The sequence below is a fragment of the Exiguobacterium sp. s149 genome, from assembly GCF_018618395.1.
GTDB lineage: Bacteria > Bacillota > Bacilli > Exiguobacteriales > Exiguobacteriaceae > Exiguobacterium > Exiguobacterium chiriqhucha.
In genome coordinates this window covers 108,097-133,500 of record NZ_JACSLZ010000001.1, presented here as the reverse complement: position 1 = coordinate 133,500, position 25,404 = coordinate 108,097, and the positions used below count along the sequence as shown (strand labels likewise).

Genomic DNA, 25,404 nt, shown 5'->3' with positions numbered 1-25,404 from the left:
TTCATCATCTCGTGTCCCGATTGGTGCTCATCTCCACTCGATCGGGAAGATCGACCCTTTTCTAGTACCTAGAAAAGGGTCTTTTTTTTCGAACGCATGTACCCGTATGATATGATGGAACCAGATAGAATGGAGGTTGTCCAATGAATAAACTACTACTCCTTGACGGAAACTCACTCACGTATCGTGCCTTTTTCGCGTTGCCTCCGATGACGGATGCGAGCGGTCGAAACACGAACGCCGTGTACGGGTTCACGATGATGTTATTGAAGCTGATGGAAGACGAACAGCCGACACATTTCGCGGTCGCGTTCGATGCGTCGAAAAAGACGTTCCGCCACGACACGTATGCCGACTATAAAGGCGGACGGCAAAAGACACCGGGTGAGCTCCGCGAGCAATTCCCGATTGTCCGTGAGATTTGCGAGGCGTTCGGTATAAAAGTGCTCGAACTCGACCAGTACGAGGCCGATGACATCATCGGGACGCTTTCAAAAAATACCGCGTTCGACCAAGTGACGGTCGTCACGGGTGATAAGGATTTACTGCAGTTGATTGACGACCGTGTCACCGTCTATTTGACAAAGCGCGGCATCACTGACGTCGAGACGATGGACGCAGCGGCGTTCCACGAGCGATACGAGGGACTGACCCCGCTTCAAATGATTGATTTGAAAGGTCTGATGGGCGATAAATCCGATAACATCCCCGGCATCCCCGGTGTCGGTGAGAAGACGGCCCTCAAATTGCTCACAGCTTACGGTTCTGTGGAAGGCCTATATGAACATACGCATGAACTGAAAGGGAAGCAAAAAGAGAAGGTCGAGGCGAACGAGCGGGAAGCGCTCATGTCGAAACAATTGGCGACGATTTTTACCGACGTGCCGATTGACGTTACCATGGACGAGCTCACGTTCCATCCGTATGACGCTGGAAAAGTGAAGCCGCTGTTCATGAGCCTGCAGTTCAAGTCGCTTCTCGGGAAACTGAGTCTCGACGCGGCGAGCGAGGAAGCCGTGGAAGTGCGTGATGTGAACCATATCGGGATTGACGAGCAAGATTTGACAGAAGCGGTCCTCTTCCTCGAGCAACTTCGCGACGATTATTTCGAAGAATCGGTCATTGGCGTGGCCATCGCTTCAAAAGCCGGGGTGACCGTCGGTGACGTATCGCTCTTAGACGTGCCGGCTGTCCGCGAATGGCTGGCGGATGAAAACCGGGCCACGATTTGTCTCGATGCGAAACAGACGATCATTCAATTGAAACGCCACGGCGTGTCGCTCCGAGGCTACGAGGACTTGCTCGTCGCTGGCTATTTGCTCAACTTGTCAGGCGGGACGACGCTCGACTCGATTGCCGCCCATTTCGAATACGCCTTGCCGGAAGATGAGCCCGTGTATGGAAAAGGGGCAAAAATGCACGTGCCGGAACAAGATGTCCTCGAGCAACACCTCGGGGAGAAGGCGATGGCCATCTTGACGTTGTTCGTGAACGTCAGTAACGAGCTTGTCCAAAACGAACAGACATCGCTGTATGAAGATTTGGAACGGCCGCTCGCCTCGGTGCTCGCTGAGATGGAGTGGGCCGGGATTCACGTCGACGTGGCGACATTGAAGGTGATGGAAGACGATCTCCGCGAACGCTTGCTTCAACTCGAGACCGAAATTCACAGCCTCGCTGGCGAAACGTTCAATATCAATTCACCGAAGCAACTCGGCGTCATCCTATTCGAGAAGTTGGCGTTGCCGCCGGTCAAGAAGACGAAGACGGGATACTCGACGGCGGCGGACGTACTGGAAAAACTCGCACCGCTTCACCCAATCGTCGAACATATCATGCATTACCGTGAACTCGGAAAGTTGCAGTCGACGTACGTCGAAGGGCTACAAAAAGTCATCAAGGACGACGGGAAAATCCATACCCGTTACACGCAGACGTTGACGCAGACGGGACGGTTATCTTCGGTCAACCCGAACTTGCAAAACATCCCGATTCGCTTGGAAGAAGGACGTCGCATTCGTAAAGCGTTCACAGCGAGCGAGGCAGACTGGGTACTCTATGCGGTCGACTACTCGCAAATCGAGCTCCGCATCATGGCCCACATGTCACAAGATGAGAAGATGCTCGAGGCGTTCCTGCATGACGAGGATATTCATACGTCGACGGCAGCCAACGTGTTCCGGGTCGCCAAAGAAGAAGTGACGTCGCTCATGCGTCGTCAAGCGAAAGCAGTCAACTTCGGGATTATCTACGGCATCAGTGATTATGGGCTGTCGCAAAACCTCGGTATCAGCCGAAAAGAAGCGCAGACGTTCATCGATACGTACTTCGAGCAATTCCCAGGAGTGAAACGGTTCATGGATGCTGCCATCGAACGGGCCCGGGAACACGGCTACGTCGAGACGATGTTGAAACGCCGCCGCAATATCCCGGACATCCATTCACGCAACTTCAACTTGCGCGGTTTCGCCGAACGGACGGCCATCAATACGCCGATTCAAGGGACGGCAGCCGATATTATCAAGAAAGCGATGATTGACGTCGACGTGGCGCTCCGAGAGTCGGGACTTAAGTCGAAACTATTGCTTCAAGTCCACGATGAACTCATCTTCGAAGGGCCGAAAGAAGAGACGGAAGCGCTCGAAAAAATCGTCAAACAAGCGATGGAGCACACAATCACATTGGACGTCCCGCTCCGCGCGGACGGTTCGTTCGGTGAGACGTGGTTCGACACGAAATAAGATCGAGAAAGGAAATCAATATGCCTGAATTACCAGAAGTGGAGACGGTCTGTCGCCGATTGCGACCGTTCGTCTCCGGAAAAACGATTGCAAATGTCGAGGTGCTCGACGCGAAAATCATTCGGGGACACGAACCGGAGATTTGGGTTCAACAGTTGCTCGGTGAGACGATTCAAGACGTCGAACGGCGCGGGAAATTTATTTTGTTCAAATTGACGAACGGATATCTCGTTTCGCATCTCCGCATGGAAGGGAAATTCTTTCCGCATGACGAAATGGTCAATCCGGTCAAACATACGCACGTCGTCTTCACGTTCACGGACGGGACGACGCTCCATTACAACGACGTCAGAAAGTTCGGCACGATGGAACTGAAGACGAATGACGACTTGTATGTGACACCGCCGTTGTCGTTGCTCGCGCTTGAACCGTTCGATCCGGAAGTGACGGCGGAGACGCTCCACACCCGATTGAAGCGGATGAACGTCCGGGCCATCAAGACCGCACTCCTCGACCAGTCGATTTTCGTCGGCCTCGGTAATATTTATGTCGATGAGACGTTGTTCCGGGCCGGTGTCCATCCGACCCGGCCGGCCGCCTCGCTCTCGCTAGACGAGGTACGTTTAGTGCACCAAGAGGCTGTGGCGGTGTTGACGGAAGCGATTGAGCGCGGCGGGAGCACGATTCGAAGTTATACGAATCCCGACGGTGCGAGCGGGACGTATCAAGAGACGCTCTACGTGTATGGTCAGACCGGTGAGCCGTGTAAACGTTGCGGTCGACCGATTGAAAAGATGAAATTGGGCGGACGGGGCACGCACTACTGTCCGCACTGCCAACAGTAAGAGGTGGACACGATGTTGAAGATTGGTTTGACAGGTGGAATTGCGACAGGGAAGTCGACCGTATCCCGCCTGTTTCGAAAGCAAGGCATCCCGATTATCGATGCCGACAAGATGGCGCGAATCGTCATCGAGCCGGGAGGTAAGGCGTTCGCGGCCGTTCGTGAGGCGTTCCCACAATGTTTCTCCGGTGACACGTTGAACCGTCAAGCGCTCGGGCGTGAGATTTTTCATGATGACGCCAAACGCCAGTTGCTGAATCAACTCATGCATCCGGCGATTCGTGAGGAGATGCTCGAAGAGATGCGTGGCTACGAGGCGGCTGGGGAGACCGTCGTCATCTTCGACATCCCGCTCTTGTTCGAAGGGACGATGCGCGACCTCGTCGACTATACGGTCGTCGTCTATTGCCGCGAAGAGATTCAGTTGATGCGTCTCATGGAGCGGAACGGCTTGACGAAAGCGGAAGCGTTCGCGCGCATCCATGCCCAAATGCCGATTGAAGAGAAGAAGCAACAAGCTGATTTTTTAATCAACAATAACGGTGCTTTAGGCGATTTGTCGGCCCAAGTGGCCCGCCTCGTCGAACAATTCGAAGACATGAAAAAAGAAGGCGGCTGAGCGCCTTCTTTTTTTGTTCAGTTCAACGGGTCTGAGTCCGGTCGGCCTTTCTTCCACGTATCGAAGATGGCTCGGCCGTCACTTGGGTGACCGTTCGAATAATAAATCGGATAGAGCGAGAAGAAGACGTAATAAAACGAGAAATACGCGAATTGATACGTATAGAGCGTCGGTTCAATCTCTCGCATCAAGATGAAGGCGTTCACGAGCAAGATGCTCGATAAGTTAAAAATCGAACCGCCAGCGTAGACGAGACTGCGGGTCAAGCGGTTGCTATACTTCAAGTCGCTGAATTGACACCACGCGTCATAGAAATAGACGCGGTTGAACTGCAGCCGTCCGACTTTGAATAATTTTTTACCGGTCCCAATCTCCATATCGAGCGAACCCCCAAATAGTTTCGCGAAGAAGAAGTGGCCGAATTGATGGATAATCGTCACAATCGGCAAAATGATGAAAAACGAGATGATAAATTTGTCTAAATCGGTCCAATCGAACATGCTGTCCTAGCTCCTTTCCAAGCTCTACACCAAATTTCCCTCTTTTTCAAATCTGAAACTGTAAAAAAGTGAAAGAAATGTGACGATTCATAGTGAAAACGCTTCCATTTTTCCGTTATAATGGTGTCGTAACGCAGAAAAAAGGGGGACTTTACATGGGGACGAAAGTTGCAATCAATGGATTTGGTCGAATCGGAAGAATGGTGTTCCGGAAATTGATGCTTGAAGGGCGTCACGACGTGGTCGCCATCAATGCGAGCTATCCGGCGGAGACGCTCGCCCATCTGATTAAGCACGACACGGTCCACGGACCGTTCACACTCACGGTGAGGGCGCATGGGGATGCGCTTGAAGTCGATGGGAAACGCATCATGCTCGTCTCCGAGCGTGATCCGGAGCGGTTGCCGTGGAACGAGCTCGGCGTCGAAATCGTCATCGAGGCGACGGGGAAATTCAATTCAGACGTCGGGGCAGCAAAACATTTGACGGCCGGTGCGAAAAAAGTCATTTTGACGGCGCCAGGGAAAGGTGAGCTGCGGACGATTGTCATGGGGGTGAACGATCGTGATTATTTACCGGAGCACGATCACATTATCTCGAACGCTTCGTGCACGACGAACTGTCTCGGCCCGGTCGTGAAAGTATTGGACTCGACGTTCGGCATCGAGACGGGGCTCGTCACGACCGTGCACGCCTATACGAATGATCAAAACAATATCGATAATCCACATAAAGACTTACGGCGCGCCCGTGCTTGTGGTAATTCCATTATACCGACTTCGACCGGGGCTGCCAAAGCCATCGGACTCGTCTTGCCTGAACTGCAAGGGAAATTGAACGGGATGGCGCTTCGCGTCCCGACACCGAACGTCTCACTCGTCGACCTCGTCGTCGAGTTACGACGGGACGTGACGGTCGATGAAGTGAATGAGGCGTTCGAGCGTGCCGCTCACGGAGAGATGACGGGCATCCTTGGTGTCTCGAACGAACCACTCGTCTCAATCGACTTCAACGGGGATGAGCGTTCGTCGATTATCGATGCCGATTCGACGATGGTGCTCGGGGGCAATCACGTCAAAGTCCTCGCCTGGTACGATAACGAATGGGGTTATTCGTGCCGTGTCGTCGACCTGTTGGATATGGTCGCGAGCTACTTGCAAATCGGGCAACAAGAAACCCACGTCTGAAGAAATATATTTACACAAAAATATTTTTAAGGAATTGAAACAAATGTCTTGTATCGACGTCCCAAACGCGATACACTCTAACTCGTGAACTTCAATTGGTCTGACAAACGCAACTTAAAGGGTTAGGACCTCTTTGGACTAACTTGCCCCCGTGGTTGTGGGCGATTCAGGCACAAAGTGAGTGATCATCAACTACTTTGAGACCATTGATGTAAAGGGGGATCCACTAATATGGATACTATGGGACGTCACATTATTACAGAACTTTGGGAGTGCAATCCCGACAAATTGAACGATATTGACTACATCGAGCGCTTGTTCGTCGATGCAGCACTTCGTTCGGGCGCTGAAGTCCGCGAAGTCGCTTTCCACAAATTTGCGCCACACGGTGTAAGTGGAGTCGTTATCATCTCAGAATCACACTTAACGATTCACAGTTTCCCAGAGCATGGCTACGCATCAGTCGATGTGTTCACATGTGGGGACCGAATCGATCCGGCCACAGCTTCGCAGTACATCGCGGAAGGCTTGGAAGCAAAAGTTCGTGAGGACGTTAAACTTGATCGCGGAATGGGGCCGATTCGTGTTCCGGAAGCACAAGTTGCAATCAGCAAATAATCAGATTGACCTTTTGAGGCTGGCCGAATTTCGGTCAGCCCTTTTAATTGTTTTGTTAACCGCTTAATTTTGATATGCTTAACCTATATAAATAAGGTGTCGAGGTGGATAATGGGATTATTGGATAAGTTTCAAACACATGTCCAGACGGACGATTTGCATAAAAATGAGGCGCTACGCACACGTTACGTAGCAGCATCGCCGACCGCCGTGCTCACATGGCTCCGCGAACGGATTGAAGCACAAGGACAAACGGTTCGCCGGGTCGATGCAGACCGGGGCGAAGTGGCGTTTTACGGTGACGGCTGGGATGCACTGGCGACAGTCATTCAAGTGGATGGCGGACGCACGGCTGTCGACTTCACGTTGAACCGTGACCAGATGCTCGGACCGGACCTTGGTCAAATCGTCACCGCATACTATGAGGCGCTACAAGTGAAGTTCCCGCTCCGCGCCATCGGGAATCAATCTGTTGAACGATAAGGAGGGCTGAGCATGCGTTGTCCTAAATGCGATCATAATGGAACGAGAGTGCTCGACTCCCGACCAGTACAAGATTTCTATTCGATTCGTCGCCGTCGCGAATGCGAGGAGTGCGGCTATCGCTTCACCACGTTTGAAACGGTCGAACAGACCCCGCTCATCATCGTTAAAAAAGACGGGAATCGGGAAGAGTTCAGCCGGGAGAAAGTACTTCGCGGGATTATTCGGGCGTGCGAAAAACGACCGGTCACGCTAGAGCAACTCGAAGGCGTGGTCACGAAAGTCGAACAACAGTTACGCGCGCTCGGTCAGTCCGAGATTCCGAGTGAGCAAGTCGGTGAGCTCGTGATGAATGAATTGGCACGTGTCGATGAAGTTGCCTACGTCCGCTTCGCGTCCGTCTATCGCCAGTTCAAAGATATCTCTGTGTTCTTTAAAGAACTTGAAGATTTAATGAAGCAAGAAAAATCGACCAACTAGAGGGGCGGCCTGCTGGTCGCCTTTTTTCAGGGGAGACCTATCATGGAAAAAGAACGAATCTTGTACGGGACTGACGAACTGTTGATTATGAGCACTGGGCTCATCGATCGCGAGTCGTATCAGTCGTTGTACCACTTATATCAGCCGGTCATCGGTGTGAAGGCACTTGCGATGTATCAGACGCTTTGGAGCGAGCTGAAGCCCGGGAAGATGAAATCGAATTATATGTCGCACAGCGCGCTCTGTGAAATGCTAGATTACTCGATTAACGAGCTGACGGACTGTCTGTTTCGGCTCGAGGCGATTGGTCTCGTCCGGACGTATAAGACGAAAGACGAGCGTTTGACTCAGTACGTATATCAATTGCGTGTCCCGCTCGCACCCCATACGTTCTTGAACGACGGACTGTTGTCGAGTTTTCTTTTCTATAAAGTCGGGGAAGTTCGCTTCAAACAGTTGCAAGGACGATTCACGATCGATCCATTGCCGGCCGGGATTATCGAGGTGACGAAAGACTTTAATGAAGTGTTCGACGTCAAAGGTGTCAATCACATGGCGTTCACCCAAAAGAACTACGAGAAACCCGACCGCGCCAAAATCGAGATCAACTATACGTTCGATATGGAAATCGTCAAAAAACTGACGAACTTCCCCGTCGGCTTTTTCACGAAGAAGCTCGATGAGACGATCACGAAGCTTGCCTACGTCTCACAAATCGATGAAGAGACGATGGCCGAGATGTTGAAGGAGTATTTCGTCCACGAGGCGTATCTACCACTCAGCGAGCAAGAGAAACGCGACGGCTGCCGCCAAATGGTGTTGCAGTTGAAGAAGAAACAAACGCGACATCGGAAAGTGAAGTTGGACGAGACGGTAAAAGCAGAAATCGGTGATTTGCATGACGTGACGGTCATGGAAGAAGCGCATCCCCATCAATACGTGTCGACGTTACGGAAGACGCCACAACTGTCGAAGAGTGATGAGCAACTCATTATCGATCTCGTCGATACGCTCGGGCTCGCACCAAGTGTCATCAATGCATTGTTCTATTACTGTATCGAAGTGAAGAAGCAGACGCGGCTCAGTGAGAACTATGTCATGCGGATTGCGACGAGTTGGAAGACGGCGGGCTATTTAAACGCCAAAGACGCGTTGGAACAAGAAGCAACACAAGATGCGCTCATCGAGAAGAAACAGCAGAAACGGGAGAATGTGCAACAGCGGACGACCGTCGGCTCGAGACGCAAAGACAAGACCGAGATGCCAAAATGGCTCGAAGACGAGGCGAAAGAGCAACGGACGTACGATCAAAAACGAAAACAAGAGCTCGAGGCATCGGTCCCAGACGACGCGGAACTCGTTAAGCTGTTGAATGAATTGAAAGAGAAAGGATGAGGGACATGGAACGCATCAATCAAACGCTCGCCCAAATGATGAACCGGAAAGAAGTGCGGGAAGCGTACGAATCGATTCGCCGGCGCACCCTCGAACATCCAGAAGTCGTCGCTTTTTTAAAGGCGCATCCGGAGTTAGACGAGACGGCGGTCGAAGTCGGCTTTACGAAGCTCAGTGAATATGCGGAACAGATGGACGGTAAGAAGCTCGTCGAGGAGCAAGCCGTCATCCCGGGCCATCAGCCGGTGCTCTATGTCGACCTCGGTCAAATCGCAATCCGTTATGAAGAGACGGTGAAGCATCGTCAAGCACGGCGCCAAAAAGAGATGGACCGGAAGTTCAAGAGTCTATTCTTGCCGGAGGAAGTGCGAGAGGCGAGCTTTGAATCGTTCGACTGGTCCGATGACGCCCGTAAAATCGCACTCCGTGAATCGATGCGGTTCGTCTCAGGCATGAAGACCCGCCAAAAAGTGAACGGTTTATACCTTCACGGTAGCTTCGGCGTCGGGAAGACGTACTTGCTCGCGGCGATTGCTAATGAGCTGAAAGTGGCGGACATCGAGACGATCCTTGTCCACGCCCCGGGATTCGTCTCGGAAGCAAAACGGAAAATCCGGACCGACTCGTTCGATTCGTTTTTGACGTCATTCCAACACGTGCCGGTGCTATTGATTGATGACATCGGGGCCGAGGCAATCAGTCCGTGGGTACGGGATGAACTGTTCGGGATCATCTTGCAGTATCGCATGATGCATCGCTTGCCGACGCTTTACAGCTCGAACTTTAGCGGAGAAGAGCTCGAGACCCACTTCTCAATCGACGGTTCGCCACAGAACAAAATGAAGGCGCAGCGGCTTATGCAGCGCATCTCGACGACGACGACGCAAATTGAGTTAAAAGGTGAGAATCGACGGCGGTAAAGGGATTGTATTTCTGGAACGAGTTGACTATACTAATAAGCATATAACCGATGCATTGAAGAGGACATGAGACGTCGTAACGGGTTTCAAAGCGAGGGAAGGCTGGTGAGAGCTTCCTAAACACGCCGATCGCCTTACTCCCTCCGAGCACCGTACGGGTCAATCGTGCGGCGATTCACACTCGTTATCGTGTGTTCGAGCCAAGCGGATTGCTTGGGAACGAGGGTGGTACCACGAGAATCAAAGCTCGTCCCTTTCATAGGGATGGGCTTTTTTTATTTATTTTTAAATGTAGAGAGGGGAAGTTGACACATGATTCAATTGACATTTCCAGATGGGGCCGTCAAAGAGTTTGAGGCCGGAATCACAGCAGAAGAAGTAGCAGGTTCAATCAGTCCAGGGCTTCGTAAAAAAGCAATCGCGGCAAAAATCGACGGTGAGATGATCGATTACCGTCGTCCGATTGAACAGGACGGCAAAATCGAGCTCGTCATGCCTGACTCAGAAGACGGCATCGATTTGATGCGCCACTCGTCAGCCCACTTGATGGCCCAAGCCATCAAACGGTTGTACGGCGAAGAAGGTAGCATCTACCTCGGCATCGGACCAACAATCGAGAACGGGTTCTATTATGATATCGAGATGGACCGCCGCATCAACGAGGAAGACCTTCCAGAAATCGAGAAGATGATGAAACGAATCGTCGATGAGAACTTGGACATCACTCGCGAAGTCGTCTCGCGCGACGAAGCGCTCGAGCGCTATAAACAGCTCGGAGACCCGCTCAAAATCGAATTGATTGAAGATATCCCGGCGAGCGAGACGCTTACGATTTACCATCAAGGCGAATTCTTCGACTTGTGCCGCGGACCGCACGTCCCGTCGACATCGAAATTGAAAGTGTTCAAGTTGATGAGTGTGGCTGGCGCATACTGGCGCGGCGACTCGGATAACAAAATGCTCCAACGGATTTATGGAACGGCATTCGCGACGAAAGAGCAACTCGCGGAACACTTGCGTCTGCTAGAGGAAGCGAAAGAGCGCGATCACCGCAAGCTCGGGAAAGAACTCGATCTCTTCTTCGTGTCGCAAGAAGTCGGCCAAGGTTTGCCGATGTGGCTCCCGAAAGGTGCCTCGATTCGTCGTACGGTCGAACGTTATATCGTCGACAAAGAGCTCGAGCTCGGGTATCAGCACGTCTACACACCGGTCCTCGGTTCGGTCGACCTGTATAAGACATCGGGTCACTGGGATCACTATCAAGACGATATGTTCCCGAAAATGGAGATGGACAACGAAGAACTCGTCCTTCGTCCGATGAACTGTCCGCACCACATGACGATCTATAAACATGAGCCGCGCTCATACCGCGAACTCCCGCTTCGCATCGCCGAGCTCGGCGGTATGCACCGTTACGAGATGTCAGGGGCGCTCACAGGCCTCCAACGCGTCCGTTACATGGTGTTAAACGACGGGCATACGTTCGTCACACCTGAGCAGATGAAGCAAGAGTTCAAAGATATCGTCCATTTGATTCAAGAAGTGTATGCCGACTTTGGCATCAAGGATTATCGCTTCCGCTTGTCGTACCGTGACCCGGCCGATAAAGAGAAGTACTTCGACAACGATGCGATTTGGGAAACAGCCCAACGTCAATTGAAAGAGACGATGGATGAGCTCGGTCTCCCGTATTTCGAAGCGGAAGGCGAAGCGGCGTTCTACGGACCGAAGCTTGACGTCCAAGTCCGGACGGCGCTCGGCAAAGAGGAGACGTTGTCGACGGTCCAACTCGACTTCTTGCTCCCTGAGCGATTCGACTTGACGTACACAGGACCAGACGGCAAAGACCATCGCCCGATCGTCCTTCACCGTGGTGTCGTCTCGACGATGGAGCGTTTTGTCGCTTACTTGATCGAAGAGTATAAAGGAGCGTTCCCGACATGGCTCGCCCCGGTTCAAGTCAAATTGATTCCTGTTTCGCACGTTCACGACGAATATGTCGCAGAAGTGAAGGCAGAGCTCGTCAAGCGCGGTGTCCGTGTCGAAACGGACCTCCGTGACGAGAAGCTCGGCTATAAGATCCGAGAAGCACAGATGAAGAAGATTCCGATGACACTCGTCCTCGGTGATAAAGAGCGCGATGAGCGTGCGGTCAACATCCGCCGCTACGGACAGCAAGAACAAGTATCGGCCACACTCGATGCGTTCTTGGCATCCCTCACAGAAGAAATCGCGAACCGTTCACGTTAATCGGTCGACCATCCTTCGCCGGAAGGGTGGTCGTTTTTTCGGTCTCAAGACGGATGCGGAACGAGTGATGGAAACGTAAGGTAGAAGAAAGGAGTGATTCATTTTGAATTATATGAAACCATTAGTGGCGTTGACGATCGGTTCGGTCGTCGCGACAAGCATGATTCCAAAAGTAAACGCAGAAGCCATCGTCGATGACACGATTGTTACACTCGGTGAATCATTATCAGCCAGCCAACGGGATTGGGTGCTCGAACGAGTTGAGGCACCGGCTGGGATTGAACCGATCATCACGACCGCGGCCGATGAAGATAAGTACTTAGGGGATGCCGTCCCACAAGCACAGCGCGGCGGAGGTATGTATTCATCAGCCCGTATCAAACTGACTGACGGGACTGGACTCGATATCAAAACGGAGAACGTGACGTGGGTCACCGAAGATATGTATGCGAACGCACTCGTGACCGCTGGTGTCACCGATGCCGACATTTACATCACATCTCCGATTCGTGTCACCGGGACGTCGGCCTTGACGGGCATCATGAAAGCGTACGATCAGACAGCGGAAGAGACAGGAATCCAATTGTCCGAAGAGCGGAAAGACTTGGCGCAGGAAGAACTGGCTGTCACGTCTGAAATCGGGAAGACAGTCGGTCAAGAGGATGTGGCCGGTCTCATGAACGAGATCAAAGCTGAGATTGCGAACAAGGCACCGGAGACGAACATTGAGATTCGCGATATCGTCATCCAAGTGTTGAATCAAAACAATGTCCAATTGTCTGATACGCAGTTAACGCAATTGACGACGCTGTTCGAAAACATGCAACAAGCGAACCTGGACTGGGGCGCAATCAGCAACGGGCTGCAAGGTGCCGGACAAGACGTCCAGGCGTTCCTCGAGACCGAGGAAGTCCAAGGTTTCTTCGCCCGCTTGTTCGATGCACTCAGCAACTTCTTCAAGTCGTTGACGAATTGATTTACATTGACCACGTGACAAATGGTATTGAAAAAAGGGCGAGCGCCCTTTTTTCAATACCATCGTTTATGGATATAGTCGCGAGCGGACTCATGGTCGTCGACAATCTTCAATGTGATTCGGTTCATTTCTTCTAATAAGTCCGTCAAAATCGCTTCGAGCTTGGCATCACTCACCTCATGATGGCGCATCGTCTCTTGTACGATGTGTTTGATTTGGTCATGATAATCATGGTCGTCTTTCACTTGCTTTCTCCAAGACACGGTCCATCCCTCCTTTTTTATTTTATTCCCTTGGAAAAGGTATTGCGAAACAGCGAAATGACTGTTATCATCATAAAAGTGTGAGCTACCAATTATTCATGCGCGAATTCTTGACATCTTAATCCTATTGGTGTTAAGATGACATAGTGATTAAATACAACAAAGCAGAAGCGCCCGCTTCTCACCTCGTCCGAACAGATTCGGTCAGGTCCATCATGTACGTGAAGCAGTCGAGCCTTGGTCTCTGCTGTATCCGAAATGATGTGTGGGCGGGAAACTGCCGACGCTTTTTTTATTGCCATGTTGTCTTATCAATCTAAAACTCGTGCAACCGCACGATGGAGGTGCTAACCATTAGCAAAGAGCTCTTTATCAACGAAAACATTCGTGCCCGTGAAGTTCGCTTAATTGGAGCGGACGGTGCACAACTCGGTGTGCAATCGCGTAATGAAGCATTACGTTTAGCAGAAGAGGCTGAACTCGATCTCGTCTTGGTCGCCGACAAAGCTAACCCACCGGTCGCTAAAATCATGGACTATGGGAAATACCGTTTCGAACTCCAGAAAAAGGAGAAAGAAGCGCGTAAAAACCAAAAGGTCATCCAATTGAAAGAAGTGCGCCTCAGCCCGACAATCGAGGAAAACGATTTCCAAACGAAATTGCGTAACGCTCGCAAATTCCTTGAAAATGGTAACAAAGTGAAAGCGTCGATCCGTTTCCGCGGACGCGCCATCACACACTCGGAAATCGGCCGACGCGTCATGGAAAAATTGGCGGCGGAATGTGCCGACTTGGCAACAGTTGAGCAAAAGCCGAAGATGGAAGGACGCAGCATGTTCTTAGTGCTGGCTCCGAAGAAAGAAGATTAATCATCGAGTCATAGTGGGGAGGAAATACTCATGCCGAAAATGAAATCGCACCGTGGTGCTTCTAAACGTTTCAAACGTACTGCATCAGGTAAACTCAAGCGTTCACACGCTTACACAAGTCACTTGTTTGGTAACAAATCGACTAAAGCGAAACGTAAGCTCCGTAAAGGTGCTATCGTCTCAGCTGGAGACTTCAAACGCATTCGCAACATGATCGCGAAGTAATACAGAAAGAATTTAGGAGGGAAACCATATGCCACGCGTAAAAGGCGGTTATACGACTCGTCAACGTCGTAAAAAGCAAATCAAGCTTGCCAAAGGTTATTTTGGCTCGAAACACATTCTATTTAAAGTAGCAAAACAACAAGTCATGAAGTCACTCATGTACGCTTACCGTGACCGTCGTCAGAAGAAACGTGATTTCCGTCGTCTTTGGATTACACGTATCAATGCGGCAGCACGTACAAACGGTCTTTCATACAGCCGTATGATGCACGGCCTCAAGCTTGCAGGAATCGACATCAACCGTAAGATGCTTGCTGAGCTTGCTGTGACAGATGCACAGGCATTCGCGTCACTTGCTGATACAGCTAAATCAAAATTGAACGCGTAATCGTTCAATCGACAGCGCCGAGACCTTATCTCGGCGCTTTCTTTTTTCTGATTAATTCCTTAAACTTAAGATAAGGAGGGCGGACTATGAATCCATCTGTCTTGGCCATCGTCGCGTTGGCACTCATCGTCTTGAACGTCTATACATACGTGCAGGCGAAACGTTACACGCTCGGCGAAGGTGATTTCAACGTCTTATATGCTTATGCCGGCGGTGCGATCGGTGCTCTGTTCGGACTTCATTTGACGCGGAAAAAGGCGGTTCATGCCCCAAAAAGCGTTCAAATACAAGTATTGATTTTGGCAGTCGGCTGGTCTTTAATGATTTTAGTACTGCTTTGAATGCAGAATAGGAGGAGCAACCGGTGAACTGGACAACATTATTTGATCGGCAGCGTGAATTAGATGAGCGGATCAAAGAAGAACATCAACTATCCGGGAACCAATTTGATGAGCGGCTGCTCGCTTTGCTCGTCGAACTTGGTGAACTCGCCAATGAGACCCGTAGTTTTAAATTTTGGTCAACGAAGGGCCCGTCGCCTCAAGACGTGATCTTAGAAGAGTATGTCGACGGCATTCATTTCTTATTGTCGCTCGGTCTTGCCCTCGGGTATGAACGCGATTCGTTCCCAGCAGGTAGCTCGTATCTTGATGCGACTGACGCTTTTTTAGACGTGTTCCGCAAAGTGACGAACTTTGGTTTGTCGAAGACGGAACCGATGTACGAGACGCTGATGGCGGCTTATCTCGAACTTGGCTATACGCTCGGCATCAACGAAGAGTTGATGGTGATGGCGTATATGGCAAAAAATGAAAAGAACCATGAGCGACAAAATCAAGGTTACTAATCGAAACGAAGGAGCGATGTCCCATGAACGAATCATTACATATGCTGAAACGCTTGACGGATGCCACCGGTGTCCCGGGAAATGAAGGAGAAGTCCGCTCATTGATGCGCGAATACTTGGAGCCTCACGTGGAAGCGTTCGAACAAGACGGACTAGGCAGTCTGTTTGGACGGGTGACGGGCAAGGCAGACGGCCCACGTGTCATGATTGCCGGCCATATGGATGAAGTCGGCTTCATGGTGACACGAATCGAAGAAGGTGGCTTCTTACGTTTCCAAGCGCTCGGTGGCTGGTGGAACCAAGTATTGCTCGCGCAACGCATGGACGTCGTCACACGCTCGGGCGAAAAAATCCCTGGAGTCATCGGTGCGAAACCGCCGCACGTGCTTCCGCTCGAGGCGCGCAAGAAACCTGTCGAGATTAAAGACATGTTCCTCGATATCGGTGCGACGTCGAAAGATCAAATCGCGGAGTGGGGCATTCGCCCGGGCGATACGGTCGTCCCGCACTGTGAGTTCACGGTCATGAAAAATGAAGACTTCTTGATGGCCAAAGCGTGGGATAACCGAATCGGTTGTGCCATCGCCATCGAGGCGGCGAAACGATTGAAAGACGACGAAGTTCCGGGTGTCGTCTTTACAGGAGCGACGGTCCAAGAAGAAGTCGGGTTACGCGGTGCCGTCACGGCTGCCAACCTGGTCAAACCGGACGTCGCCATCGCCGTCGATACGGGAATTCCAGGAGATACACCAGGGATGACACCGGCTGAAGGATTGTCGAAACTCGGGGAAGGCGTTCAAGTCATCTTCTTCGATGCGACGACCATCACGAACCCGCGCCTCATCGATTTGATCGTCGAAGTGGCGAAAGAGAACGACATCAAGTACCAATTGGATTTGACGCCGGGCGGTGGAACGGACGCTGGCCGCTTCCATTTGGCAGGTGTCGGGATGCCGGCCGTCGCTCTCACGGTACCGGTCCGTTATTTGCATACGAATGTCTCAATCATTCACAAAGCAGATTATGAAGCAGCCGTCGATTTGGTCGTAGCGCTCACGAAACGACTCGACCACGAAACGGTTCAATGGTTGAAAGAGGGATAATATGACGAAAATCACGTCTACGAAAAGTGAGACGATTAAGCGCTTAAAGCGTTTGATGACGAAAAAAGGCAGACAAGAGTCCGGACAATTTTTGGTCGAAGGCGAGCATTTGGTCGACGAGGCCATCCGTGCCGGACGTCTCGTCCAGCTGATTATGGGGGAGTCGTATACCCCGAAAGGATCATGGCGCCTTGATGAGATGCCTGTTCTCGAACTATCCGACCATGTGGCCGATTTGTTATCAGAGACGGAGAAAACGCAAGGTGTTTTCGCTGTCGTCAAGATGGCCCCGGTCGAACGAAAGATGAAGCATGTGCTCGTCCTCGATCGCATCCAAGACCCAGGTAACCTCGGGACGATGATTCGAACGGCCGACGCGGCCGGCTTTGACACGGTCCTTCTCGGTAAAGGGACGGTCGACCCGTTCAATGCCAAGGTCGTGCGCGCGACACAAGGTTCCTTGTTCCACGTCAATGTGAGCTCGGTCGATTTACTCGAGACGTTGCCTGAATTGAAGAGCGAAGGCTTCCATATTTATGGCACCGCGCTCGCGAAAGCGACGTCTTACGAGCAAGTCAAGTTCAGTGAGAAGGTCGCGCTCGTCATCGGCAACGAGGCACAAGGCGTGCATCACGACGTGCTCGAATTATGTGATACCCGTGTCCATATCCCGGTTCTCGGCGATGCCGAATCGTTGAACGCGGCCGTCGCGGCCGGTATTCTCATGTATCGGATCGCGCTACAATAACCTTGTCAGCACTGACGAATCGTGATAGGTTAATTACATCGAACAAAATAATGGATAGACGTTGAAAGAGCATAGTACGCGAACTACCGAACGAGTACAGGGAGCATGGGCCGAGACTGCGAGCCGATGCCTTGGTCGGCGCCGAATTCACTCTCGAGTCGTGTTGGAGACAACACCGGGGCAGCATCCCGATACCGATGCTCTCAAGTGGGCCGATTTCGGCCAAGTAGGGTGGTACCGCGATTATTCGTCCCTTCAGTCATCGACTGAAGGGACTTTTTTTGTAGAGGAGGAAATAAATTATGAAAGAACAGTTGGAACAATTACAACAAGAGGCGTTGCAGGAGATTCAAGCGGCGTCGTCACAAAAAGAGTTGAACGATATCCGCATCAAATATTTAGGAAAAAAGGGGCCGATGACCGAGGTGCTCCGCGGGATGGGGAAACTCTCACCTGAAGAACGACCTGCCGTCGGTGAACTCGTCAACACGGTCCGGACGACAATCCAAGACACGTTAGAGGCACGAATCGAGGAAGTGAAGGCAGTCGAACTCGAAGCGAAACTTGCGGCGGAAACGATTGATGTCACGCTCCCGGGTCGGACGTCTCTGCCAGGACACACCCACTTGCTTCAACAGATCATCGATGAGATGGAAGACTTATTCGTCGGTCTCGGCTACACGATTGCCGAAGGTCCGGAAGTCGAGACGGATTTATACAATTTCGAGATGCTCAACCTCCCGAAAGATCATCCGGCCCGCGATATGCAGGATTCGTTCTATGTGACAGACGAGACGCTTCTCCGGACACATACGTCTCCTGTCCAGGCGCGGACGATGCTCCAAGCCGAAGGGAAACCAATTCGCATCATCTGTCCGGGTAAAGTGTACCGTCGCGATGAGGATGACGCGACGCACTCGCATCAGTTCATGCAAATCGAAGGGCTCGTCATCGATGAGCATATCTCGATGGCCGATTTGAAAGGGACGCTCGAATCGTTCGTCAAGCAGTTGTTCGGTGAGACGCGTGAGATTCGTCTCCGTCCAAGTTTCTTCCCGTTCACGGAGCCGTCGGTCGAAGTCGACATCTCTTGTTTCAAGTGCGGCGGCAAAGGCTGCAACGTCTGTAAGAAGACAGGCTGGATTGAGATTCTTGGTAGCGGGATGGTGCATCCACGCGTGCTTGAGATGGCAGGCTATGATTCGACGAAGATGTCTGGATTCGCATTCGGAATCGGTGTCGAACGGATGGCGATGTTAAAACATGGGGTGGACGATATCCGTCACTTCTATACAAATGATTTACGCTTCATCGAGCAATTCTAAGGGGGATCACACATGTTATTATCAAAAAAATGGTTGAATCAATATATTGATGTATCCGATTTGAGCGGACAAACGCTCGGCGACTTAATTACAAAAAACGGGATTGAAGTGGAAAGCGTCGTCAGCCGGTCGGAAGGCTTGTCGGGACTCGTCGTCGGGCATGTCCTCGCTTGCGAGAAGCATCCTGAGGCCGACAAATTGAACGTGACGACGGTCGATATCGGTGCGGACAGCCCGGTTCAAATCGTCTGTGGCGCGCCGAACGTCGCCGCCGGTCAACACGTCATCGTGGCGACGGTCGGAGCTCGTCTCCCAGGACTAAAAATCAAGAAAGCGAAGCTGCGCGGCGTCGAGTCGCAAGGGATGATTTGCTCGCTCGAGGAACTCGGGTTCGAGAAAAAACAAATTCGCGAAGACGAGCAGGACGGCATTCACACGTTCCGCGAACCGGTCGAAGTCGGTGCGGACGTCATCCGCCTGTTAGACCTCGACGATGAAGTGATCGAGCTCGGATTGACACCGAACCGTTCGGATTGCTTGAGCCTTTATGGGATCATTCATGAAGTCGCGGCCATCCTCGAGCGTCCATACACATTACCGACTGCCGACGTGACGACAGATGTCGCGAACACGGTCAGCGTTCGTCTCGAGACAGATAACTGTCCGTACTATGCGACACGCCGTGTCGACGGAGTCGTCATCGGTGACTCGCCGCAATGGTTGAAAAACATCTTGATCGCAGAAGGTGTTCGCCCAATCAACAACGTCGTCGATGTGACGAACTACGTCATGCTCGAGCTCGGTCAACCGCTTCATGCGTTCGATACGGCGAAACTCGGAACGACGATTGCTGTTCGCCAAGCGCATGACGGGGAAGAAATCGTCACACTCGATGACGTGACGCGAACGCTCGATACCTCGATGATGGTCATCACGAACGGCGAGCAGCCTGTCGCCATCGCTGGCGTCATGGGGGGGGCGAACACCGAAGTCGATGCGACGACGTCGAGTATCATCCTCGAGTCGGCCTACTTCGCACCGGCATCGGTCCGTAAGACGAGCCGTACGCTCGGTTTACGCTCGGATTCGAGTGCCCGCTTTGAAAAAGGAGTCGACCCGGAACGGTTGCAATTGGCCCTTGACCGTGCGGCCGAACTCATCGTCGAAGTGAGCGGTGGCACAATTAGCGACATCGTCGTCGCTGGGGACAAAGAATCTGCGGCTCGGACGATTGATGTCTCGGTCGCTTATATCAACCATCGACTCGGAATGGACCTCGAGCAAGCGACGATTGTCCGCATCTTGGAACGTCTCGGTCTCGATGTGACCGGGGACGAGACGTTGACGGTCCACGTACCGTCGCGTCGCCCGGACTTGGAGTTGCCGGCTGACATCACGGAAGAAGTGGCACGCCTCTACGGCTATGACAGTCTTCCGTCGAGCCTTCCGGCGTCACACTCGAAAGGTTACCTCCCGAAAGAAAACGTGTTGCGCCGTCGCGTCCGTCGCGTCCTCCAAGGCGCAGGGTTGTCGCAAGCGATCACGTACTCGCTCACGAGCGTCGGGAACGCCTCGCGCTTCAGTGGAGCCGACTTGACGCAAGTGAACTTGGCAATGCCGATGAGCGAAGAGCGTTCGGTACTCCGGACATCGCTCATCCCAGGTCTGTTGGAGGCGGCTCGTTACAATACGTCGCGTCAACAAGCGAACGTGCGATTGTATGAGACAGGGCGCGTCTATGTCGAACAAGGCGAGACGTTGCCACGTGAAACGGAACGCGTCGCCGGCGTATTGACAGGACTTTGGTACGATCACCGTTCACAAGGTACACGTGTCCCGGTCGACTATTTCGTCGCCAAAGGAGCCGTTGAGACGCTCTTATCTGCGCTACGTGTCGAAGCGACGTATGAGGCGGCCGTGATTGCGGATATGCACCCAGGTCGTACCGCAAACGTGCTCATCGATGGACGTGTCATCGGTTACGTCGGACAAGTCCACCCAGGCGTATCCAAAGACGTGTATGGATTGAAAGAAGTGTACGTGTTCGAACTCGACTTGGACGTGTTGCAACAGTCAGCCGAGCTCATCTATGAAGACGTCCCACGTTTCCCATCCATCACACGTGATTTGGCGCTCGTGTTGAAACGGGACATCCCGGCCGGTCAAGTCGAAGCGACCATCAAACAGGCGGCAGGACCGCTCTTGATTGACCTCGCCTTGTTCGATGTCTATATCGGGGAGAACGTAGGAGTCGATGAGAAATCAATCGCCTTCTCGCTCAAGTATCAAGATCCGACCCGCACCCTTCAAGATGAAGAAGTGACGGCGTCGTATGAAGCGATTCTCACTGCCGTTCAAGCGGCGCACGGTGCGGAAGTTCGCGCATAACCTAAAAAGGTGTCCAACACGTGTGGACACCTTTTTTGAGTTTACTGGACTTCAAGCGCCAAGTCGCCAAACTTTGTCCAACCGACGAGGCATGTCACTTTATACAAGACGAGCGTGATGACGGCTGGAAGGACGACTCCCGTTCCAACGAAGATGAGAAACGCGTCCATTCCTTGCGCGGCAAGGATGTTGAGCGGCGCAATCAATGAGTTGAGCCCAAGTCCCGCTATTTCATAAGGGACTTCGAGTGAGAAGACGAGCGTCGCAATCGGCGCGCTGATCATCGCCGCGATGAAAGGCGGCATGACGACGCGAGGGTTTTTGACGACGTTCGGGAACTGGACTTTCGGTGTGACGAAGAACGAGGCTACCAAACCGCCCGGATCTGTTTGACGATATGCCATGAGCGTGAAGCCGACGAACTGGGCCGTACATCCGATCAACGCGGCGGCACTGGCGACCGGGTCGAGTTGAAGCGCGATGGCGAGTGCGGCCGATGAAGCAGGTGACATGAGCATGACACTAAATACGAGCGCGATGACGAGTGATGTCGCGATTGGTGACGTATTGACCGAAGCGGTGATGCTGGCGCTGATTGAGTTGATGAGCGGTGTCGTGACGGCTGCTGCGCCGACTCCGACGATGCCGCCTCCAAGGACAGCCGTGACCGGGACGACCATCATATCAAATTTCGTTTTCCCGAGGACACGTTTGCCTAACCAGACCGCAGCCGCTGCTGCAATCAAGGCGCTGATCGGTTGACCGGGCACGAGGACGAGCCCGCTCTCGGTCGCTTGGAGCGCCGCACCACCAACGGTTGCCGCAATCATCGAGCTGAACAAAATGAGCGTATTGCCGCCGAGCTGATAAGCGACACCGGCACCGAGTGCCGGGGCGAGCAATGATTTCGCGACTTGCCCGATCAAGACGAGTGTCTCGATGCCGGCCATCTTCCCAATCGTTTCAATCAAGAGTCCAACCCCGAGCGTGACGAGGACGGCGCTTGCCATTCCTGCTGATATTTTGATCATTCGGTCCATTGCGTACTGTTTCACTTCCATCATCTCCTCTATGTGTGTCAATCCAATAAAAAAACCTATCCGGATGGGATAGGCGCGTCGGTCATACCATGAGCGCCTCGTCCGAAACCATCGAAACAAGGGCCCAAAAATTCGTCTCGGTCATCGAGTCGATTTTCAGTCCCTCAGTCGAATAATAATCAGTAGGCCGTGTTGCGCATGGGTTTTCATCATTGCCAGCTCCTCCGTTTGTTAAGATTTGTCTAAGAGTAACACTATATTTTTCAATAATCAATATTTTCTGAAAATTAATTTGAAAAAAATTGAAAACCGCTCAAAAAGAAAGACGACCCAATGAAGGATCGTCTCGTATTAAGACGTGCTGGCTGCAAGTGAGCCAACTTGTTGATCGATGAATGCCATCGAGATTGAATTGAAATGATCGGGTTGGTCGACGTTGACGACATGGCCCGAGTCAGTGACGACTTGGACACGAGCCGTCGGCTGATGTTTCGCGGTCCGTTCGACGGCTTCGAGGAACATGTAGTCCTCGTCACCCATAATATAGAGAATCGGTACGTTCGTCTCGATCGAAGAGAAATGACGAAGCAACGGATTCATATTCTCGGTCATCTTGAACCAGCGGATGAACTCGCGTTGACACAGGTTGGCCGCATCGCGGACGAACATCATGCGTGATTTCTTATGACGCTTCTTCGGTAATAAAATCCACGCGAACAGCTGATATAGCCACATGTACGGCACGAAGCTCTGTACGAGGCTACCGAGGCGAATCAACAACGTCGAGCGGACGTTGAACTTGACGATGGCCCCGCCGAGCACGACTGAAGCGATTCGTTCCGGATGGTGCTCGAACATCGCTTGAATGACAATCGTCCCGAGCGATAGGCCGACCATGTGGCCTTTTTCAATCTGTAAGTGATCCATGACCTCGACGACGTCTTCGACAACGACATCGAGCGTATACGCGTTCAGCGGTTGATTCAACGACTGTTCTGCGTTGTAAGAGCCCCCATGTCCGCGTAGGTCGAGCAGGAGCACGTTATATTTCTTTTTGAACGGCCGAATTTGCCGATACCAATGCGACAGACTTCCACCCGCGCCATGGATGAAGATGACCCAAGGGTGGTCGTCGCTTAATGTGTACGTTTTATAATGCAACATGAACGCTATCCTCCAAAAATTTTTAAGTTCATTAAACCCTAAAAACAATATACCATATCTACAAATGTAGAACTATCGTTTCAACTCGCTCAACCGGATTGCTTTTTTCGTGTTGGCGAAGTGAACTTTCGCGACCTCGTTCAAACAGGATTGACCATAACGAAGAATCAAATCGGCCGCGACTTGGTCGACTTTGGCGCCGGCGCCTTTCGGTAACGTGACCCCGAGTGTCGCACTTAACTTGTCCATTTCTTTTAAGAACAAGGCGCGAGCGAGAATCGAGGCGGCGGCCACGGCGACATGCAGTCCTTCCGCTTTCGTCGAGAAATAGACGTCGTCTTTGACGACTGCTTTTTCGGACCGAAGGTGGTTATAGTAGATGTTCTTTTCAGCGAACTGATCGATTAAAATGGCGTCCGGTGTCGCATCGAGCTTCTGTAATAAGGCCGACAAGGCGGCGTTATGGGCGATGGCCGTCATTTTGCCTTGTGTCATCGTCCGTTGCATTTTATTATACGCCGGATTGTGTAACGTCGCCTTCTGATAGGTGATGGTGACGTGCAAGTCTTTGGCGATTCGGACGATCTCTGTGTCCGACAGCAGTTTGGAGTCTTTGACCCCGAGCTCTTTGACGAGAGCGATTTTCTCTTTTGGCACGTAGGCGGCGACGACGACGAGCGGTCCGAAATAATCACCTTTTCCGACTTCGTCGCTCCCGATGACAGACCAGTCCGAAAAGCCTTCCGGCAGAACATTTTTCGGAACGCTCGGTTCTTTTTTAATGCTCGTTCCCCATTTGGCGGCTTCCGTGTCGGCATCGCGTCCCTGGAACATGACTTTACCCGAATTGTAGACCGTAATCACACACTGAGGTGTTTTGGCACTGAATCGTGCGTGTGGCGGAGGATTGACTGAATGGGCCCGATAACTCGCGATGAGTTCCTCCTGGGCGGTAGCTGATAATTTAATGACTTGATTGCCCAATGTGAGCACTTCCTTTCTAACGCTAGCAAATCAATCTTACATTTTTTTTAGATATTTTGAAACCAAAGTTTCGCTCTAAACGTATAGACAAGTGAGTAAAGAAAGAAGCGAGGTGAGTCGGAGATGTGGTGGCGCGATGACACGGATGAAGATGAGGCAGAATCTCTCTATAAACATATTCTCGAGCTAGAAGCTCGGATTGCAAAACTGATCGCCCATCAAGTCAGGGTGCGTCGCTTGCTCATGCAGGATTCGTCGGAAGCGGCGACCGAGCAAATCATTGCGTTACAAGCGGAAGTCGATCACTATTTGTCACTTCTGCGACAAGAACGGATGGAGGCGGTCGACCGCTATGATCGCTTACGTCTCGAGCAGACGTTAGGACGGGTCCGACAGTCGGTCGATCAGCCGACCCGACCGTTGGCAGAGTGGGACACGATTGAACAGGCGCTCGCGCTCGAAGTCGAACATTTGCGCCGCGTCCTTTCGTACGAACGACAGCGTCGCGCCGAGGAGGAGTGGTAATGGAATCGTTAGATCAGCTGTATTGGTGGGTACTCATCATCGCGGGTCTCGGTACATTCGTGTACATGATTTTTTCAGATGCATTCGATGTATTTGATGGTTGGTTCAATCCCGCCGTCATCTTATCCTTTTTAGCACTCGGTGCGGGAATCGGATTGATTTTAAATGCGCTTGCCCACGTGTCGCCGATGATAGGGCTTGCCGTCGCCCTCGTCGGTTCATTCGCGCTCACGACGCTCCTGTACTTATTCGTCCTCTTGCCGCTATCGAACGCGGAAGAATCAATCGGGATGACCGATGAATCCCTCGTCGGCCTGATTGGTCGCTTGACGGTCCCGGTCCCAGAAGGTGGGTTTGGAGAAGTGCTCGTCGAATCGGTGACGGGATCCGTACTGAAAACGGCCAAGAGTGTCGACGGAAAAGCCATCGATACGACACAACGCGTCGTCATCATCGAAGTCGAACGAAACATTGCGGTCGTCATGGAGTATGACGAACCGACAATCCGAAAGGAGTTTTAAC

At 52.0% G+C, this 25,404-nt stretch carries 27 protein-coding genes; 22 read left to right on the top strand and 5 right to left on the bottom strand.

All coding sequences use genetic code 11. The features are described 5' to 3' along the window. Positions 1 to 143: 143 nt before the first annotated feature. Genes polA through coaE form a run of 3 tightly spaced genes read left to right on the top strand, consistent with a single transcriptional unit; the run spans position 144 to position 4,204 of the window. Complete coding sequence (gene polA, locus KNP81_RS00690; RefSeq protein ID WP_214717506.1) at positions 144 to 2,741, top strand: DNA polymerase I; 2,598 nt, start codon at positions 144 to 146, stop codon at positions 2,739 to 2,741. 20 nt (positions 2,742 to 2,761) lie between these two features. Further along, positions 2,762 to 3,586, top strand: a complete 825-nt coding sequence (gene mutM / locus KNP81_RS00685; RefSeq protein WP_214717504.1) for a DNA-formamidopyrimidine glycosylase — start codon at positions 2,762 to 2,764, stop codon at positions 3,584 to 3,586. Positions 3,587 to 3,598: 12 nt separating this feature from the next. After that, positions 3,599 to 4,204, top strand: coding sequence for a dephospho-CoA kinase (gene coaE, locus KNP81_RS00680; RefSeq protein WP_214717502.1), 606 nt, complete (start codon positions 3,599 to 3,601; stop codon positions 4,202 to 4,204). 17 nt (positions 4,205 to 4,221) lie between these two features. Here coaE and KNP81_RS00675 read toward each other — a convergent pair whose 3' ends face one another. Next, positions 4,222 to 4,704: a site-2 protease family protein gene (locus KNP81_RS00675; RefSeq protein ID WP_214717500.1), complete on the bottom strand. Its 483-nt coding sequence runs from the start codon at positions 4,702 to 4,704 to the stop codon at positions 4,222 to 4,224. Between the two features lie 155 nt (positions 4,705 to 4,859). On the opposite strand from KNP81_RS00675, the gene KNP81_RS00670 reads away from it, so the two are divergent. The 8 genes from KNP81_RS00670 (at position 4,860) to KNP81_RS00635 (ending at position 13,013) form a co-directional block, all read left to right on the top strand. Further along, on the top strand, positions 4,860 to 5,891 hold the full coding sequence (locus tag KNP81_RS00670) for a glyceraldehyde-3-phosphate dehydrogenase (RefSeq protein ID WP_214717498.1): 1,032 nt from the start codon (positions 4,860 to 4,862) through the stop codon (positions 5,889 to 5,891). Between the two features lie 231 nt (positions 5,892 to 6,122). Continuing rightward, positions 6,123 to 6,509, top strand: a complete 387-nt coding sequence (gene speD / locus KNP81_RS00665) for an adenosylmethionine decarboxylase (RefSeq protein ID WP_029595188.1) — start codon at positions 6,123 to 6,125, stop codon at positions 6,507 to 6,509. Positions 6,510 to 6,620: 111 nt separating this feature from the next. After that, the gene (locus KNP81_RS00660; RefSeq protein ID WP_214717496.1) at positions 6,621 to 6,992 is read left to right on the top strand and encodes a hypothetical protein; all 372 of its coding nucleotides are present in this window, start codon (positions 6,621 to 6,623) and stop codon (positions 6,990 to 6,992) included. Positions 6,993 to 7,004: 12 nt separating this feature from the next. Next, positions 7,005 to 7,472, top strand: a complete 468-nt coding sequence (nrdR, locus tag KNP81_RS00655; protein ID WP_021065634.1) for a transcriptional regulator NrdR — start codon at positions 7,005 to 7,007, stop codon at positions 7,470 to 7,472. A gap of 42 nt (positions 7,473 to 7,514) precedes the next feature. Beyond that, positions 7,515 to 8,867, top strand: a complete 1,353-nt coding sequence (locus KNP81_RS00650) for a DnaD domain protein (protein ID WP_214717494.1) — start codon at positions 7,515 to 7,517, stop codon at positions 8,865 to 8,867. A 5-nt stretch (positions 8,868 to 8,872) separates the two neighbouring features. Further along, a complete protein-coding gene (gene dnaI, locus KNP81_RS00645) occupies positions 8,873 to 9,787 on the top strand; it encodes a primosomal protein DnaI (protein WP_021065636.1) in 915 nt (304 codons plus the stop codon). A gap of 312 nt (positions 9,788 to 10,099) precedes the next feature. Then, a complete protein-coding gene (gene thrS / locus KNP81_RS00640) occupies positions 10,100 to 12,037 on the top strand; it encodes a threonine--tRNA ligase (protein WP_214717492.1) in 1,938 nt (645 codons plus the stop codon). Between the two features lie 112 nt (positions 12,038 to 12,149). Further along, positions 12,150 to 13,013 (top strand): DUF1002 domain-containing protein, encoded by an 864-nt coding sequence (locus KNP81_RS00635; RefSeq protein WP_214718335.1) that lies wholly within the window; start codon positions 12,150 to 12,152, stop codon positions 13,011 to 13,013. A gap of 53 nt (positions 13,014 to 13,066) precedes the next feature. Here the strand turns inward: KNP81_RS00635 and KNP81_RS00630 are convergent, their stop codons facing one another. Next, entirely contained in the window at positions 13,067 to 13,276 is a 210-nt protein-coding gene (locus KNP81_RS00630; protein ID WP_021065639.1) for a hypothetical protein, read from the bottom strand. A 338-nt stretch (positions 13,277 to 13,614) separates the two neighbouring features. Here KNP81_RS00630 and infC point away from each other — a divergent pair, with 338 nt between their 5' ends. The 9 genes from infC to pheT all read left to right on the top strand — a co-directional run bounded on the left by infC (position 13,615) and on the right by pheT (position 21,169). After that, positions 13,615 to 14,145: a translation initiation factor IF-3 gene (infC, locus tag KNP81_RS00625; protein WP_021065640.1), complete on the top strand. Its 531-nt coding sequence runs from the start codon at positions 13,615 to 13,617 to the stop codon at positions 14,143 to 14,145. Between the two features lie 30 nt (positions 14,146 to 14,175). Beyond that, the gene (gene rpmI / locus KNP81_RS00620) at positions 14,176 to 14,370 is read left to right on the top strand and encodes a 50S ribosomal protein L35 (protein ID WP_021065641.1); all 195 of its coding nucleotides are present in this window, start codon (positions 14,176 to 14,178) and stop codon (positions 14,368 to 14,370) included. Positions 14,371 to 14,398: 28 nt separating this feature from the next. After that, the gene (gene rplT / locus KNP81_RS00615; protein WP_021065642.1) at positions 14,399 to 14,758 is read left to right on the top strand and encodes a 50S ribosomal protein L20; all 360 of its coding nucleotides are present in this window, start codon (positions 14,399 to 14,401) and stop codon (positions 14,756 to 14,758) included. Between the two features lie 86 nt (positions 14,759 to 14,844). Further along, on the top strand, positions 14,845 to 15,099 hold the full coding sequence (locus KNP81_RS00610; RefSeq protein WP_128122206.1) for a hypothetical protein: 255 nt from the start codon (positions 14,845 to 14,847) through the stop codon (positions 15,097 to 15,099). Between the two features lie 23 nt (positions 15,100 to 15,122). Next, positions 15,123 to 15,605, top strand: a complete 483-nt coding sequence (locus KNP81_RS00605; RefSeq protein WP_029595195.1) for a dUTP diphosphatase — start codon at positions 15,123 to 15,125, stop codon at positions 15,603 to 15,605. A 23-nt stretch (positions 15,606 to 15,628) separates the two neighbouring features. Further along, positions 15,629 to 16,708: a M42 family metallopeptidase gene (locus KNP81_RS00600; protein ID WP_214717491.1), complete on the top strand. Its 1,080-nt coding sequence runs from the start codon at positions 15,629 to 15,631 to the stop codon at positions 16,706 to 16,708. A 1-nt stretch (position 16,709) separates the two neighbouring features. Next, positions 16,710 to 17,456 carry a TrmH family RNA methyltransferase gene (locus tag KNP81_RS00595; RefSeq protein WP_214717488.1) on the top strand — a complete coding sequence of 249 codons (747 nt, stop codon included), beginning with the start codon at positions 16,710 to 16,712 and terminating at the stop codon, positions 17,454 to 17,456. 302 nt (positions 17,457 to 17,758) lie between these two features. After that, a complete protein-coding gene (gene pheS / locus KNP81_RS00590; protein WP_214717486.1) occupies positions 17,759 to 18,781 on the top strand; it encodes a phenylalanine--tRNA ligase subunit alpha in 1,023 nt (340 codons plus the stop codon). A gap of 12 nt (positions 18,782 to 18,793) precedes the next feature. Beyond that, positions 18,794 to 21,169 (top strand): phenylalanine--tRNA ligase subunit beta, encoded by a 2,376-nt coding sequence (gene pheT, locus KNP81_RS00585; protein ID WP_214717481.1) that lies wholly within the window; start codon positions 18,794 to 18,796, stop codon positions 21,167 to 21,169. Positions 21,170 to 21,210: 41 nt separating this feature from the next. Here pheT and KNP81_RS00580 read toward each other — a convergent pair whose 3' ends face one another. The 3 genes from KNP81_RS00580 to rnhC form a co-directional block, all read right to left on the bottom strand. Continuing rightward, positions 21,211 to 22,233, bottom strand: a complete 1,023-nt coding sequence (locus KNP81_RS00580; RefSeq protein ID WP_034796886.1) for a PTS sugar transporter subunit IIC — start codon at positions 22,231 to 22,233, stop codon at positions 21,211 to 21,213. A 327-nt stretch (positions 22,234 to 22,560) separates the two neighbouring features. After that, on the bottom strand, positions 22,561 to 23,373 hold the full coding sequence (locus KNP81_RS00575) for an alpha/beta fold hydrolase (protein ID WP_021065650.1): 813 nt from the start codon (positions 23,371 to 23,373) through the stop codon (positions 22,561 to 22,563). A 72-nt stretch (positions 23,374 to 23,445) separates the two neighbouring features. Then, the gene (rnhC, locus tag KNP81_RS00570) at positions 23,446 to 24,357 is read right to left on the bottom strand and encodes a ribonuclease HIII (protein ID WP_214717479.1); all 912 of its coding nucleotides are present in this window, start codon (positions 24,355 to 24,357) and stop codon (positions 23,446 to 23,448) included. A 123-nt stretch (positions 24,358 to 24,480) separates the two neighbouring features. Between rnhC and KNP81_RS00565 the strand changes: the two genes are divergently transcribed. Next, positions 24,481 to 24,882 carry a hypothetical protein gene (locus KNP81_RS00565; RefSeq protein ID WP_128122213.1) on the top strand — a complete coding sequence of 134 codons (402 nt, stop codon included), beginning with the start codon at positions 24,481 to 24,483 and terminating at the stop codon, positions 24,880 to 24,882. Then, complete coding sequence (locus KNP81_RS00560; RefSeq protein ID WP_021065653.1) at positions 24,882 to 25,403, top strand: NfeD family membrane protein; 522 nt, start codon at positions 24,882 to 24,884, stop codon at positions 25,401 to 25,403. The genes KNP81_RS00565 and KNP81_RS00560 overlap by 1 nt, the downstream gene beginning before the upstream one ends. The last annotated feature ends 1 nt before the right edge of the window (position 25,404 follow it).

Bases quoted from the DNA above. Each gene is read 5' to 3' on its own strand.
- mutM (WP_214717504.1), top strand. From the start codon at position 2,762: ATGCCTGAATTACCAGAAGTGGAGACGGTCTGTCGCCGATTGCGACCG.
- coaE (WP_214717502.1), top strand. From the start codon at position 3,599: ATGTTGAAGATTGGTTTGACAGGTGGAATTGCGACAGGGAAGTCGACC.
- nrdR (WP_021065634.1), top strand. From the start codon at position 7,005: ATGCGTTGTCCTAAATGCGATCATAATGGAACGAGAGTGCTCGACTCC.
- pheT (WP_214717481.1), top strand. From the start codon at position 18,794: ATGTTATTATCAAAAAAATGGTTGAATCAATATATTGATGTATCCGAT.
- speD (WP_029595188.1), top strand. From the start codon at position 6,123: ATGGATACTATGGGACGTCACATTATTACAGAACTTTGGGAGTGCAAT.
- KNP81_RS00635 (WP_214718335.1), top strand. From the start codon at position 12,150: ATGAAACCATTAGTGGCGTTGACGATCGGTTCGGTCGTCGCGACAAGC.
- pheS (WP_214717486.1), top strand. From the start codon at position 17,759: ATGAAAGAACAGTTGGAACAATTACAACAAGAGGCGTTGCAGGAGATT.
- rpmI (WP_021065641.1), top strand. From the start codon at position 14,176: ATGCCGAAAATGAAATCGCACCGTGGTGCTTCTAAACGTTTCAAACGT.
- KNP81_RS00660 (WP_214717496.1), top strand. From the start codon at position 6,621: ATGGGATTATTGGATAAGTTTCAAACACATGTCCAGACGGACGATTTG.
- polA (WP_214717506.1), top strand. From the start codon at position 144: ATGAATAAACTACTACTCCTTGACGGAAACTCACTCACGTATCGTGCC.
- infC (WP_021065640.1), top strand. From the start codon at position 13,615: ATGGAGGTGCTAACCATTAGCAAAGAGCTCTTTATCAACGAAAACATT.
- KNP81_RS00600 (WP_214717491.1), top strand. From the start codon at position 15,629: ATGAACGAATCATTACATATGCTGAAACGCTTGACGGATGCCACCGGT.
- KNP81_RS00565 (WP_128122213.1), top strand. From the start codon at position 24,481: ATGTGGTGGCGCGATGACACGGATGAAGATGAGGCAGAATCTCTCTAT.
- dnaI (WP_021065636.1), top strand. From the start codon at position 8,873: ATGGAACGCATCAATCAAACGCTCGCCCAAATGATGAACCGGAAAGAA.
- KNP81_RS00575 (WP_021065650.1), bottom strand. From the start codon at position 23,373: ATGTTGCATTATAAAACGTACACATTAAGCGACGACCACCCTTGGGTC.
- KNP81_RS00670 (WP_214717498.1), top strand. From the start codon at position 4,860: ATGGGGACGAAAGTTGCAATCAATGGATTTGGTCGAATCGGAAGAATG.
- rplT (WP_021065642.1), top strand. From the start codon at position 14,399: ATGCCACGCGTAAAAGGCGGTTATACGACTCGTCAACGTCGTAAAAAG.
- KNP81_RS00675 (WP_214717500.1), bottom strand. From the start codon at position 4,704: ATGTTCGATTGGACCGATTTAGACAAATTTATCATCTCGTTTTTCATC.
- KNP81_RS00610 (WP_128122206.1), top strand. From the start codon at position 14,845: ATGAATCCATCTGTCTTGGCCATCGTCGCGTTGGCACTCATCGTCTTG.
- KNP81_RS00580 (WP_034796886.1), bottom strand. From the start codon at position 22,233: ATGATGGAAGTGAAACAGTACGCAATGGACCGAATGATCAAAATATCA.
- KNP81_RS00595 (WP_214717488.1), top strand. From the start codon at position 16,710: ATGACGAAAATCACGTCTACGAAAAGTGAGACGATTAAGCGCTTAAAG.
- KNP81_RS00650 (WP_214717494.1), top strand. From the start codon at position 7,515: ATGGAAAAAGAACGAATCTTGTACGGGACTGACGAACTGTTGATTATG.
- KNP81_RS00560 (WP_021065653.1), top strand. From the start codon at position 24,882: ATGGAATCGTTAGATCAGCTGTATTGGTGGGTACTCATCATCGCGGGT.
- thrS (WP_214717492.1), top strand. From the start codon at position 10,100: ATGATTCAATTGACATTTCCAGATGGGGCCGTCAAAGAGTTTGAGGCC.